15 protein-coding genes are annotated in these 13229 nt (G+C 70.3%); all 15 read left to right on the forward strand.

Annotated features, from left to right (window positions below):
* The first annotated feature begins 89 nt into the window (after positions 1 to 89).
* Entirely contained in the window at positions 90 to 638 is a 549-nt protein-coding gene (locus JHW41_RS18915) for a KdsC family phosphatase (protein ID WP_250444692.1), read from the forward strand.
* Positions 635 to 1201 (forward strand): LPS export ABC transporter periplasmic protein LptC, encoded by a 567-nt coding sequence (lptC, locus tag JHW41_RS18920; protein ID WP_057946589.1) that lies wholly within the window; start codon positions 635 to 637, stop codon positions 1199 to 1201. The genes JHW41_RS18915 and lptC overlap by 4 nt, the downstream gene beginning before the upstream one ends.
* Positions 1182 to 1775, forward strand: coding sequence for a lipopolysaccharide transport periplasmic protein LptA (gene lptA / locus JHW41_RS18925; protein WP_250444694.1), 594 nt, complete (start codon positions 1182 to 1184; stop codon positions 1773 to 1775). The genes lptC and lptA overlap by 20 nt, the downstream gene beginning before the upstream one ends.
* Positions 1775 to 2494, forward strand: a complete 720-nt coding sequence (gene lptB, locus JHW41_RS18930) for an LPS export ABC transporter ATP-binding protein (RefSeq protein ID WP_057946587.1) — start codon at positions 1775 to 1777, stop codon at positions 2492 to 2494. Before lptA ends, lptB begins: the two co-directional genes overlap by 1 nt.
* A gap of 100 nt (positions 2495 to 2594) precedes the next feature.
* A complete protein-coding gene (locus JHW41_RS18935) occupies positions 2595 to 4043 on the forward strand; it encodes an RNA polymerase factor sigma-54 (RefSeq protein WP_250444696.1) in 1449 nt (482 codons plus the stop codon).
* A gap of 324 nt (positions 4044 to 4367) precedes the next feature.
* Positions 4368 to 4703: a ribosome hibernation-promoting factor, HPF/YfiA family gene (hpf, locus tag JHW41_RS18940; RefSeq protein WP_057946585.1), complete on the forward strand. Its 336-nt coding sequence runs from the start codon at positions 4368 to 4370 to the stop codon at positions 4701 to 4703.
* A gap of 54 nt (positions 4704 to 4757) precedes the next feature.
* Entirely contained in the window at positions 4758 to 5222 is a 465-nt protein-coding gene (locus JHW41_RS18945) for a PTS sugar transporter subunit IIA (RefSeq protein ID WP_057946584.1), read from the forward strand.
* 152 nt (positions 5223 to 5374) lie between these two features.
* The gene (hprK, locus tag JHW41_RS18950; RefSeq protein ID WP_057946583.1) at positions 5375 to 6325 is read left to right on the forward strand and encodes an HPr(Ser) kinase/phosphatase; all 951 of its coding nucleotides are present in this window, start codon (positions 5375 to 5377) and stop codon (positions 6323 to 6325) included.
* A 77-nt stretch (positions 6326 to 6402) separates the two neighbouring features.
* On the forward strand, positions 6403 to 7242 hold the full coding sequence (gene rapZ / locus JHW41_RS18955) for an RNase adapter RapZ (protein WP_083382409.1): 840 nt from the start codon (positions 6403 to 6405) through the stop codon (positions 7240 to 7242).
* Positions 7243 to 7873: 631 nt separating this feature from the next.
* Positions 7874 to 8272 carry a hypothetical protein gene (locus JHW41_RS18960; RefSeq protein ID WP_078997844.1) on the forward strand — a complete coding sequence of 133 codons (399 nt, stop codon included), beginning with the start codon at positions 7874 to 7876 and terminating at the stop codon, positions 8270 to 8272.
* A gap of 67 nt (positions 8273 to 8339) precedes the next feature.
* A complete protein-coding gene (locus tag JHW41_RS18965) occupies positions 8340 to 8648 on the forward strand; it encodes a hypothetical protein (protein WP_057946581.1) in 309 nt (102 codons plus the stop codon).
* Positions 8649 to 9072: 424 nt separating this feature from the next.
* Positions 9073 to 9465, forward strand: a complete 393-nt coding sequence (locus tag JHW41_RS18970; RefSeq protein ID WP_057946580.1) for a PTS sugar transporter subunit IIA — start codon at positions 9073 to 9075, stop codon at positions 9463 to 9465.
* 122 nt (positions 9466 to 9587) lie between these two features.
* The gene (locus JHW41_RS18975; RefSeq protein WP_057946579.1) at positions 9588 to 9857 is read left to right on the forward strand and encodes an HPr family phosphocarrier protein; all 270 of its coding nucleotides are present in this window, start codon (positions 9588 to 9590) and stop codon (positions 9855 to 9857) included.
* A gap of 13 nt (positions 9858 to 9870) precedes the next feature.
* On the forward strand, positions 9871 to 11580 hold the full coding sequence (gene ptsP / locus JHW41_RS18980; protein WP_250444698.1) for a phosphoenolpyruvate--protein phosphotransferase: 1710 nt from the start codon (positions 9871 to 9873) through the stop codon (positions 11578 to 11580).
* 261 nt (positions 11581 to 11841) lie between these two features.
* The gene (gene mgtE, locus JHW41_RS18985; protein ID WP_057946577.1) at positions 11842 to 13203 is read left to right on the forward strand and encodes a magnesium transporter; all 1362 of its coding nucleotides are present in this window, start codon (positions 11842 to 11844) and stop codon (positions 13201 to 13203) included.
* The last annotated feature ends 26 nt before the right edge of the window (positions 13204 to 13229 follow it).

The following is a 13229-nucleotide window of genomic DNA, read 5'->3' on the forward strand; positions in this document are numbered from 1 at the left end:
CTCGCTTCCGCCAAGACCTTCGACTCCACGACCGCCTCGCCACCCGCATCCCTCTCACTCCTCACTCCTCTTCGCTCACTCCTCGCTCCATGCCCTACAGCCATCTCAACGACTACCCCGCCGACATCCGCGAGCGCGCCGCGCGCATCCGCCTGGCCTGCTTCGACGTCGACGGCACGCTGACCGACGGGCGGCTGACCTACGACGAGGGCGGGCGCGAGTACAAGAGCTTCCACGTCCAGGACGGCCAGGGCCTGGCGCTGCTGCGCAAGCACGGCATCGCGGTGCATTTCGTCACCGCGCGCGGCGGCGCGATCGCCGCGCACCGCGCCGCCGAGCTGGGCGCGAGTTCGCACGGCGACATCAAGGACAAGCTGGTGTGCGTCAAGCGGATCGCCGAAAGCCTGTCGCTGACGCTGGAACAGGTCTGCTTCATGGGCGACGACCTCGCCGACCTGCGCATCCTGCCGCACGTCGGCCTGGCGGTGGCGCCGGCCAACGCGCACCCGTGGGTGCGCGAGCGCGTGCACTGGCGCACCCACACGCGCGGCGGCGAAGGCGCGGCGCGCGAACTGTGCGATCTGCTGCTGGGCGCGCAGGGCCACGCCGACGCGATCCTCGCCGGAGCCCTGGGATGAACTGGCGCCTGCTTTCGACCCTGGTCCTGCTCGCCGCCGCCGCGCTCACCGGCTGGGCGTGGTGGTCGCAGCGCGACAAGCCCGCCGCGGCCAAGGCGGCATCGCGCCCGGATTACGTGCTGACCGACTTCGACGTGGTCGTGCTCAACAAGGAAGGCCGCGAATCCTTCACCCTGCGCGCGCCGAAGCTGACCCGCGATCCCAGCGACAAGACCATGGACATCGCCACCCCGCTGTTCCTGATCCCGGCCAAGCCCGGCAGCAACGGCGGCCCGTGGGAAGTGCGCTCGCAGCGCGGCTGGGTCAACGCCGAGGGCGACGAAGTGCGCCTGCGCGGGCAGGTCAAGGCCGACAGCACCAACGCCGCCGGCAAGCCGATCAACATCGCGACCGAGGAACTGAACGTCTTCCCGGACGCCAACAAGGCGACCTCGGACGTCGCGGTCAACATGACCCAGCCGGGCACTATACTGACCGGTCTGGGTCTGGACGCCGACCTCGAAACCAAGAACATCATCCTCAAATCCAACGTCAAGGCGCGCTATGAAGCGAAAGCCCGCTAACCTGCCGGCCCTGTGCCTGGCCGCCCTGTTGCTGGTGCCGGCCGCGAGCGCGTACGCGCGCTCCTCCGACCGCAACCAGCCGATGAACGTGGACGCCGACCGCAGCGACTGCTCGGTCGCCAGCGACACCGGCCCCTGCGTGCTCACCGGCAACGTGGTGATCGTGCAAGGCACGCTGCAGATCAAGTCCGCCAAGGCCGACATCAAGCGCGCCAACGGCGACATCAGCTACGTCACCCTGACCGGCTCGCAGGTCACCTTGAAGCAGGAGCTCGACGACGGCTCGCCGTTCAACGGCCGCGCCAACAAGGTCGACTACGACATGCCCAAGGACATCGTGATCCTCACCGGCAACGCCTTCGTCGACAAGGCCGGCGACACGATCAAGAGCGAGCGCATCGTCTACAACATGAAGACCGGCCAGGTCGAGAGCGGCGGCACCGGCAGCCGCGTGTCGATGCAGCTGCAGCCCAAGAACAAGGACGCCTCGGCTTCGCCGGCGTCCAAGCCCGCGCCCGCACCGGCCAAGCCGGCGCCGGCCAAGCCCGCCCCGGCCAAGAAGGGAGGCGGCTGATGCTGGTCGCCCAGGGCCTGCGCAAGGCGTACCGCCAGCGCGAGGTGGTGCGCGATTTCGGCCTCACCCTCGACGCCGGCGAGGTGGTCGGCTTGCTCGGCCCCAACGGCGCCGGCAAGACCACCTGCTTCTACATGATCGTCGGCCTGGTGCCGGCCGACGCCGGCACGATCGTGCTCGACGGCAAGGACATCACCTCCGAACCGATGTACGCGCGCGCCAAGTACGGCGTGGGCTACCTGCCGCAGGAACCCTCGGTGTTCCGCAAGCTCAGCGTCGCCGACAACCTGCGCCTGGTGCTGGAACTGCGCGAGGACCTGGACAAGGCCGGGATCGAGCGCGAGCAGGCCAGCCTGATGGAAGAACTGCAGATCACCCACGTCGCCGACCAGCTCGGCGCCAGCCTGTCCGGCGGCGAGCGCCGGCGCGTGGAGATCGCCCGCGCCCTGGCCGCGCGGCCGCGGCTGATGCTGCTGGACGAACCCTTCGCCGGCGTCGATCCGATTTCGGTCGGCGAGATCCAGCGAATCGTGCGCCATCTCAAGAATCGCGGCATCGGGGTGCTGATCACCGACCACAACGTGCGCGAAACCTTGGGCATTTGCGACCGTGCGTATATCCTGAACGACGGCGGCGTGCTCGCGCAGGGGGCTCCGGACGCGCTGCTGGCCAATCCCGATGTCCGTCGCGTGTACCTGGGCGACTCCTTCCGTCTGTGACCTCTGCGGTTGCCGGGCGTGAGGCGACGCCCGCGATGCGCGACCCGGCTGCCTGCGCCGTGCGGGCGGCCGTCCCAACCGGTCGCGTCATCCATCGAACATGAAGCCCCGCCTCCAAGCCTCCCTCGGACAACAGTTGGTGATGACGCCGCAATTGCGGCAGGCGATCCGCCTGCTGCAACTGTCGGCGGTCGAGCTGGAAGCCGAATTGGCGAGCGCGGTGGAAAGCAATCCGCTGCTGGACTGGACCGAGCCGGCCGCGCCCGAGCCCGGCGAGCCGGTCCACGCGTCGACCGTCACATCCTCTTCCAGCACCGAGGACAGCACCGGCGGCGAAGGCCCCGGGCCTGAATCCACGCCCGAGCCGGAATGGACCATGGACGACGGCGAGACCTGGTACGAGCGGGTCGGCCCGTCCGACCACGACGACGACTCGTCCGCGGCCGAGCAGGTCGCCGACGCCGAGACCCTGCTCGACCACCTGCTGTGGCAGTTGCACCTGAGCCCGCTGTCGCCGCGCGACCGCAGCATCGGCGTGGCGATCATCGAAGCCATCGACGACGACGGCTACCTGCGCGAGCCGCTGCAGGCCATCGCCGATTCGCTGGCGCCGGAGCTGAGCGTCGGCGAGGACGAGGTCATGACCGTGCTGCACCAGGTGCAGCGCTTCGATCCGGTCGGCACCGGCGCGCGCTCGCTGGCCGAATGCCTGGGCCTGCAGTTGGGCACGCTGTCCGACGACACCCCCGGCAAGGCGCTGGCGCAGCAGATCGCCTCCGGCCCGCTGGAACGGCTGCCGCGCGTCGGCGTGGCGGGCCTGGCCGCCGAACTCAAGCTCGACCCGGCCCAGGTCGAGACCGCGGTGCAGTTGCTGCGCTCGCTCGATCCGCGCCCCGGCGCGCAGATGGGCGCGATCTCCACCGACACCTATGTCACCCCGGACGTGGTGATCTGGCGCCAGCACGGCCTGTGGCGGGTCGCCCTGTCGGAGGCGATGCGTCCGCGCATCAGCATCCATCGCGGCTACGAAGGCATGATCCGCCACGCCAGCGCCGCCGACGCCAGCTACCTGCGCGGCCACCTGCAGGAAGCGCGCTGGCTGCTCAAGAGCCTGGAAGCGCGCGGCGATACCTTGCTCAAGGTCGCCCGCTGCCTGCTCAAGCAACAGGCCGCGTTCCTGGAATTCGGCGACAGCGCGCTGCGGCCGCTGACCCTGCGCGAGGTCGCCAACGAAATCGGCCTGCACGAATCCACCGTCTCGCGCGCGATCGCGCGCAAGTACGCGCGCACCCCGCGCGGCACCGTGCCGCTGCGCGCGTTCTTCGCCTCCGGCATCGACACCGGCGCCGGCGGCGAGGCCTCCAGCACCGCGATCCAGGCCATGATCCGGCGCCTGATCGAGGCCGAGAACCCGCGCAAGCCGCTGTCCGACGCGCGCCTGGCCGAGACCCTCAAGGCCACCGGCGTGCCGGTGGCGCGGCGCACCGTGGCCAAGTACCGCGAGGCGATGAGCATCCCGTCGTCGCAGGACCGCGTGCGCATGGGCTGAGCGGCGCCGTCGCGGCCCGTTCCGAAGCTTCTCAGCACCCGCCGCGACCGGGCCGCGGCTTATGCCGATTGCGCCCATTGTCATTGCAAAAACTTTACGACGGCGAAAAAACCCCGCCCGATCAAGGCCTTCGCGCGCGCCTAAGACCAAAGCACGAGGCCGGCCCCTTGCGCCCGCGTCCCATCGTGCGATGCTGGACTCCCTGGTCACGGCCAGGGCGTCACCCGGTTCCGTTTCGGTCCGGATGGGCCGGACGGAACTCCGACGTTCAGGTTGGAACGCTCTGAAGTTCTGCATTCATCCGCGACGTGAAGGAGGTCCCCGATGCGTATCGAAACCCACGGCCAGCAGATCGAAGTCACGCCCGCCCTGCGCGACTACGTGGAATCCAAGCTGGCCCGTCTGCAACGCCACTACGACCAGCCTTTCGACGTCCGCACCCAGCTCAGTCTCGACAAGCCCGACCACCGCGCCGAAGCTACCCTCAATCTCGCCGGCCGCACCCTGCATTGCGACGCCGCGGCAGTAGACATGTATGCCGCCATCGACCTGCTCGCCGACAAGCTCGACCGCCTGCTGATGAAGCACAAGAGCAAGCTGGTCGACCACCATCGCGGCGAAAGCCTCGCCCGCAATGGCGAAATCGGCGAAATCGGCTGAGTTCAGGCGTAAACTCCGCGCCAGCCAAGCAACGCAAGCCACACCCAAGCCGTCATGCCGCTTTACGACCTGTTGAGCGCGGAGCGCGTTGCGATCCTCGGAAGCCCCGGCGATCGCAACGCGGTGCTCGAAACCGCCGCCCGCCTGCTGTCCGGCGGCGACCCGCGCACCGCGGCCGCGCTGGACCTGGGCCTGCGCGAGCGCGAGCGCCTGGCCAGCACCGCCATCGGCCACGGCGTGGCCATTCCCCACGGCCGCACGCCGCTGCTGGAAACCAGTTGCGGCGCGTTCCTGCGCCTGGCCCAGCCGGTCGACTTCGGCGCCGCCGACGGCGAGCCGGTGGATCTGGTCCTGGCCATGGCCGTGCCCGAGCACCACGTGCAGCAGCACCTGCAACTGCTGGCCGAACTGGCCGAGCGTTTCGCCGATCCGGACTTCCGCGACTGCCTGCGCAGCGCGCCGGATGCGGCCGAACTGAGCCATCGCCTGCTCGACTGCTGTCGCCGCAGCGCGGCGTGAAGCCGGGACCGGGGACCGGGAACCCGGGACCCGGGACCGGGAAAAAGCCTTATGTCGTCGGTACGCTGCGCGCATTCCCGGCCTCGTATCCCGGTCCCCGGTCCCGGGTCCCCGGTCCCGGCCCCCGCAGCTCAATCACGTAAACTCCCCCCATGAGCAAAAGCATCCGCGCAGGCGAACTGTTCGAACAGCAGCGCGAGAAGCTGGCGCTGCGCTGGATCGCGGGCCAGCGCGGCGACGGCCGCCTGGTCGAGGCGGTCAACACGGTCGCGCGCCGGCCGTCGCTGGCCGGCTATCTCAATGCGATCTATCCCAACAAGGTGCAGATCCTCGGCACCGAGGAGCTGACCTGGCTCGACGGCCTGGACTCGCGCCTGCGCTGGGAAACCATCGAGAAGATCATCCAGTACCGGCCGCTGGCGCTGGTCATCAGCAAGGACCAGCCCTGCCCCGAGGACCTGCGCATCGCCGCGGAGGAAAGCGACACTCCGTTGTGGGCGTCGCCGCGGCGCGGGCATGAACTGCTCAATCACCTGCAATACCACCTCGCCCGCGCGCTGGCGCCGCAGATCACCCTGCACGGGGTGTTCATGGAGATCTACTCGATCGGCGTGCTGATCACCGGCGAATCCGGATCGGGCAAGAGCGAACTGGCGCTGGAGCTGGTCACGCGCGGGCATCGGCTGGTCGCCGACGATGCGCCCGAATTCACCCAGATCGCTCCCGACGTGCTCGACGGCACCTGCCCTGACATGCTGCAGGACCTGCTGGAAGTGCGCGGCCTGGGCGTGCTCAACATCCGCCAGATGTTCGGCGACACCGCGGTCAAGAACAACAAGTACCTGCGCCTGATCGTGCACCTGACCAAGCCGATGAGCGAACCCAAGGCCACCGGCATCGAGCGCCTGACCGGCGACACCAGCCTGCGCCGGGTGCTCGACCTCGACGTGCCGATGATCACCCTGCCGGTCATGCCGGGCCGCAACCTCGCGGTGCTGACCGAAGCGGCCACGCGCCTGCACAGCCTGCGCATGAAGGGCCTCGACCCCGCCGCGGCGTTCATCGCCCGGCACAGCAACTTTCTGGAGCGCGGAGAATCGTGAGCGGCGTCGAGTCCAGCCCGGCCGGGGCCCAGCACGCGGCCGAGGCCAGCGGTTTCACCCTGGTGATCGTCAGCGGCATGTCCGGCTCGGGCAAGTCGGTGGCGCTGAACACCTTCGAAGACCTGGGTTTCTACTGCGTCGACAACCTGCCGGCCGAGTTGCTGCCGCAGTTCGTGCAGAACGTGATCAAGGCCGAGGACGGCATGCCGACCAAGCTCGCGGTCGGCATCGACGTGCGCAACCGCCACAGCGACCTGGCCAACATCCCCGAGTGGCTGTCGGCGGTCGGCGCGCTCGGCGCCGATCCGCGCCTGGTGTTCTTCGAATCCAGCGACGCGGTGCTGCTCAAGCGCTACGCCGACACCCGCCGGCGCCATCCGCTGAGCCAGTTCGGGCTGGCCCTGGCCGATGCGATCTCGCTGGAGCGGCAGGTGCTCAAGCCGCTGCGCCAGATCGCCGACGCCATCGTCGACACCAGCGAATTCAACATCCACCAGCTGCGCCGCCACGTCATCACCGAATTCGGTCTGGGCGTGGAAGCGGGCATGTCGCTGCTGTTCGAATCCTTCGCCTACCGCCGCGGCGTGCCGGCCGACGCCGACTTCGTGTTCGACGCGCGCGCGCTGCCGAACCCGCACTGGAACCCGGCGCTGCGGCCGCTGTCCGGACGCGACGCCGGCGTGCGCGACTATCTGGAGACCCAGGCCGACGTGCAGTTGTATGTCGAGCAGGTCGGCCAGTTCCTCGACACCTGGCTGCCGCGCTTGCAAGGCGACAGCACCCGCAGCTACGCCACCATCGCCTTCGGCTGCACCGGCGGCCGCCACCGCTCGGTGTACCTGGCCGAGCGCATGGCCGAACACGCGCGGCTGCGCGGCTGGAACGAAGTGGCGGTGCATCACCGCGAACTGGACTGAACGCGGGCGAGTCGCTGCTTTCGTCGTAGGCGCATTGGCGCGGTCGCGACTTGCGTCGCTCCTACAGTCGCTCCGCCAAGCTGCGTGCCTCCCTGTAGGAGCGGCGCGAGCCGCGACCGCGAATCCGCAGCTGCGACGCCGCTTTCGACGTAGGCGCGTTGCCGCGGTCGCGACTTGCGTCGCTCCTACAGGCGCTTCGCCGAGCTGCGTTCCGCCCTGTAGGAGCGGCGCGAGCCGCGACCGCGAATCCGCAATTGCGACGCCGCTTTCGACGTAGGTCCGTTGCCGCGGTCGCGACTTGCGTCGCTCCTACAGGCGCTTCGCCTAGCTGCGTTCCTCCCTGTAGGAGCGACGCGAGCCGCGACCGCGAATCCGCAATTGCGACGCCGCTTTCGACGTAGGCCCGTTGCCGCGGTCGCGACTTGCGTCGCTCCTACAGTCGCTTCGCCAAGCTGCCCTTCGCCGCGAATGAATCGCCACCGACCGGCGCACGGCGAAAACGCCTGAAAATTACGAAATTTTCCCATCTCTGTGCCGCTGCGCTTGCGCGCGGCGCCCTAATGTCGGACGCACGCCGGAGCTGCGCACCGCGCATTCGATGCGCCGGCGTCCCCTCACACGGAGCCGCGACATGTCCCCCATGATCCGCACGCTCGCATCGCGCCGGTGTTCCACGCTGGCGCTGACCTTGGCCGTCGCGCTCGCGCTGCCGGCCGCCTTCGCCCAAAGCCAGACCCCGCCGCGCGCGGCCGACCACGGCGACCACACCGCGCCGATGCAGCGCACCGAGCCGCCGGTCAACGACGTCAGCGGCGCCGACGCGCGCACGCCGCCTCCGCCCAGCGACGCCATCGGTCCGGCCGCGTTCACCGAACTCGACGCCAACGGCGACCAGAAGATCAGCCGCGACGAAGCCGCGATGGACGCGCGCCTGGCCGCCAACTTCTCCGTCCACGACCTCGACCGCGACGGGTATCTGTCGCTGTCGGAATACCAGGCCGGCCAGAACAAGGGCAGCGGCGACCGCTGACCGCCGCCTCGGTCCGCCGGCCGCCCTCCCCCCCAACGCGCTGACCCGGTCAGCACAAAGGATCGAGATGAGCAAGCACGACACCCGCACCCTGCGTCCGCGTTCGCTGGCCCTGGCGCTCAGCGCCGCATTCGCCGCCGTCCTGCTGGGCGCCTGCAAGCAGCCCGAGCAAGCGCCGCCGCCGGACCCGGCGGCCGGTCCGGTCGCGCCGGCCGATACCACCCCGCCTGCGGACGCCGGCGCGCCGCCGGCCGATATGCCGCCGCCGGCGGACACCCCGCCCGCCGATGCGCCGCCGGCCGACCCGGCGGCGACCGCGCCGCCGCCGGACGAAGGCCGCAACAAGGGACAGACCGAGACCCCGCCGAAGCAGTAGGCGACGCGAGGTTTCATGGCAAGGGCCGCCTTCGGGCGGCCTTTTTTTGCCGGCGGCGGGCGAGCGAACCGGCGTTCGCAGCCCGCCGGACGGGCGCGCCGCGTCGGGTCGGCGCGGACGCTACGGCCGCCCAGCTCCGCCGCGCTTGGCGCTACCCCGCTCCGGACGCGGCCTCATACCCGCTCCGCCGCGGAGATCTTCCCTCGCTGCGCTCATCGCACCGCTCCAGGCCGGCGCCCCGCATCAGCGCAAACCCGCCCATCGCAACCGGCCCATTGCCGGCGCGTTCGCGCCGTTTGGCGCCCACGCCGCCGCGTTCGGCGCGCATCCGGCACGCACCGTCCCGCGCGCCCTCCCCTCCGCGGCCGCGGATCGACCGTTCGGGCGCTTCCGGCCTGTCACCGTGCTCTGTTAAGTTGGAGGCATGTCCGTAGGCGTCCTTCTCATCACCCACACCGGAGTCGGCAGCGCGATGCTGCAGGTCGCCGGCCGTCTGTTGAATCCGCTGCCGCTGCGCGCCGAAGCGTTCGAAGTGCCCTTCGACGCCGACCTCGACCAGTTGCTGCCGCAGGCCAGCGCGGCGCTGCGCCGGGTCGACGGCGGCGACGGCGTGCTGCTGCTGACCGACCTGTACGGCGCCTCGCCGAGCAACCTCGCCGCGCGCGTGGCCCGGCTCGGCACGCCGGTGCGGCGGGTCTCGGCGCTGAACCTGCCGATGCTGCTGCGGGTGATGAACTACGCGGAACTGGACCTCGACCAATTGCCCGCGGTCGCCGCGGCCGGCGCCCGCAACGGCGTGCTGCACGACGACGCATGATGCGGCGGCGTCGCCGCGACGCCGCCGTCTCGACAGGAAGCCCCTTGAACGCATGAAGCAAGCCGCAATACATCACTGCCGTCCGCGCACGCTGCGTTTGACCATTGCCTGAGGACCCCGACATGATCGAACGCGAACTCACCGTTTCCAACCGACTGGGCCTGCACGCCCGCGCCACCGCCAAGCTGGTGCAGGTGCTGTCGGCCTTCCGCAGCAACGCCACGCTCACCGCCAAGGGCCGCGAGGTCAACGCCAAGAGCATCATGGGCGTGATGCTGCTCGCCGCCGGCCAGGGCACCCACGTCAAACTGCGCGTCGACGGCGAGGACGAGGCCAACGCGGCCGAGGCCGTGGTCGCCCTGTTCGAACGCCGTTTCGACGAAGACAGCTGAGCCGGAGGCGCGGATGCGGCAGGAATTCCATGGAGTCGGCGCATCGCGGGGCAGCGCGCTGGGGCGCGCCCGGGTACGGCTGCCGCATGCGCTGGAAGTCGCCGAGGAACGCATCGGCCGCGACCAGGTCGAGAGCGAACTGGCGCGGCTGCACGCGGCCATCGACACCGTCCGCGGCGAGATCCACGTCCTGCGCGAGCGCCTGCACGGCGCGCTCGCGCACGAGGTCGGCGAGTTCCTCGACCTGCACACCCTGCTGCTCGACGACCCGGAGCTGCTGCAGGGCCTGGACGCGCTGATCCGCACCGGCCACTACGCCGCCGATTACGCCCTGCGCCTGCAGCGCGACCGCATCGCCTCGGTGTTCGAGGCGATGGACGACGCGTATTTCCGCAGCCGCGTGGACGACATCGACCAGGTCATCGGCCGCATCCACGCCGCCCTGCACCGGCGCGACCACGACACCCAGGGCGTGGCCGGCGAGATCCTGATCGCCGACAACGTCGCCCCGGCCGAACTGGCGCAGCTGCAGACGCAAGGGGTGATGGCGATCGTCACCTCCGCCGGCAGCGCGCTGTCGCACAGCGCGATCCTGGCGCGCAGCCTGCACCTGCCGCTGGTGGTGGGCACCGCGCAGGCGCTGCTGAAGATCAACGACGGCGACGCGGTGGTGGTCGACGGCGGCACCGGCACGGTGATCCTGGAACCCAACGCCGACGACCTGCGCGCGCACCGCGCGCGGGTGCGCGAGCTGGCGCGCGAGCGCAAGCAGCTGCACCGGTTGCGGCGCGAGCCGACCATCACCCTCGACGGCGTCGACATCAAGCTCTACGCCAACGCCGAATCGCGCGAGGACGTGGCCGAGGCGCACGCCCTCGGCGCCGCCGGCGTCGGCCTGTACCGCACCGAGTTCCTGTTCCTGCAGCGCCACGAGCTGCCCGACGAGGACGAACAGTTCCGCGCCTACCGCGACGTGGTGCTGGGCATGACCGGCCGCGTCGTCACCATCCGCACCCTCGACCTGGGCGCGGACAAGGCCGACAAGACCGGCCTGGCCCTGCGCGACGAACCCAATCCGGCGCTGGGCGTGCGCGGCGTGCGCTTGTCGATGGCGCGCGACGGCCTGCTGGAGACCCAGTTGCGCGCGATCCTGCGCGCGTCGGGCTACGGCCCGCTGCGGGTGCTGGTGCCGATGGTCAGCGCGACCGAAGAGATGCGCGCGGTGCGCGCCCTGCTCGACAAGGTCGCCGCCGACCTGCGCCGCGAAGGCCACGAGATCGCCGAGCGGGTGCCGCTGGGCGCGATGATCGAGGTGCCGGCCGCGGCGCTGGCGCTGCCGGCGTTCATCGGCGCGGTCGATTTCCTGTCGATCGGCACCAACGACCTGGTCCAGTACCTGCTGGCGGTGGACCGCAACAACGAAGCGCTCGGCGACATGTACACGCCGCTGCATCCGGCGGTGCTGCGGGTGATCCGCGACGTGATCAAGCTGGCCAAGACGCGCGGCAAGCCGGTGGCGGTGTGCGGCGAGATGGCCGGCGACCCGGCGTTCGCGCCGCTGCTGCTGGCGCTGGGGCTGGAGGAATTCAGCCTGCACCCGGCCACGCTGCTGGAACTGCGCCGGGCGATCCGCGGGCTCAGCCTGGAACGCTTGCGCAAGCGCGCGCCGGCGCTGCTGCGCGCGCGCGACCGCGCCGGCATCGAGGCCTGGCTGCGCGCCTGAGCGCCGGCCGCCCCGCGCGCGGCCGACGCGCGGGCGCATGCGGCGGATGGCATCGCGCGTCTTCGGTTCGCATCGCGGCGCGGCGTTCCCGCGCCGACCGCAAATCCCGACCGCTGCGAGTCCCGCCGGCGGCGAGTCACGCCAGCCGCGCCGCCACGCATCGTCACTGGGCTTTGCCAGGGGCGCGGGCGATAATGCCCGCGCTTTCGCTCCCCTCGCCGGCTTCGTGGCCGCGCCCGTCCCCCTGCCAGGAAGTACCGCATGGCCGAAGCCGTCCGCCACGACAAGACCGCACGTCAATTGCGCCTGCTTTCCGATGCGCTCGACAGCGGCCGTCTGGGGCCGGTTCGCCGCCTGGTCAACACCTTGTCCCCCGCCGAGATCGGCAACCTGCTCGAATCGCTGCCGCCGGGCAAGCGCCAGGTGGTGTGGGGCCTGGTCGATCCGGAAGACGACGGCGAGGTGTTGGTCCACGTCGGCGAGGAAGTGCGCGAAAGCCTGCTCGCGGACATGGACACCGACGAGATCGTCGCCGCGGTCGAGGACCTCGACATCGACGATCTGGCCGACCTGGTCGAGGATTTGCCCGATACGGTCATCGACGAAGTGCTCAAGTCGATGGACCGCGAGAACCGCGAGCGCCTGGAGCAGGTGCTGTCCTATCCCGAGGACACCGCCGGCCGTCTGATGAATCCCGACGTGGTGACGGTGCGCGCCGACACCACCATCGATGTGGTCCTGCGCTACCTGCGCCTGCGCGGCGAACTGCCCGAGCACACCGACCACCTGTACGTGGTCAGCCGCCGCCACCAATACCTGGGCCGCATCGCCCTGGCCGCGCTGCTGACCCACGAGCCCGGCACCGCGATCAACAAGCTGATCGACGACGAGCAACCGGCGATCGACGTCGGCGAGACCGCCGGCGAAGTCGCGCGCCAGTTCTCCGACCACGACTGGATCAGCGCGCCGGTGGTGGACGACAACAACATCCTGCTCGGCCGCATCACCATCGACGATGTGGTCGACATCATCCGCGAAGAGGCCGAACACCAGGCCTTGAGCGCGGCCGGCCTGGACGAGGACGAAGACCTGTTCAGCCCGGTCCGGCGCGCGTTCCGGCGCCGCCTGATCTGGCTCAGCGTCAACCTGTGCACCGCCTTCCTCGCCGCCAGCGTGGTCGGCCAGTTCGAAGACTCCATCGCCAAACTGGTCGCGCTGGCCGCGCTGATGCCGATCGTCGCCGGCATGGGCGGCAACGCCGGCACCCAGGTGCTGGCGCTGATGATCCGCGGCCTGGCCCTGGGCCAGATCGGCGCGTCCAACGTCGGCGTGCTGCTGCGCAAGGAACTCTCGGTGGCGCTGATCAACGGCCTGGTGCTCGGCATCGGCCTGGGCTTGATCGTGCTGATCTGGTTCCGCCAGCCGGGCCTGTCGTTCGTGATCGGCAGCGCGCTGACCATCAACCTGCTGACCGCCGCCACCGGCGGCGTGCTGGTGCCGATCACCCTCAAGCGCCTGGGCTTCGACCCGGCCCTGGCCGGCGGCGTGATCCTGACCACGCTGACCGACGTGATGGGGTTCTTGAGCTTCCTGGGGTTGGCGACGTTGATTTTGCTGCGCTGAGCGGTAGCGCGAACCACTGGCGCGGG

It is taken from the genome of Lysobacter enzymogenes (genome assembly GCF_023617245.1).
In the GTDB taxonomy this organism is placed as follows: domain Bacteria; phylum Pseudomonadota; class Gammaproteobacteria; order Xanthomonadales; family Xanthomonadaceae; genus Lysobacter; species Lysobacter yananisis.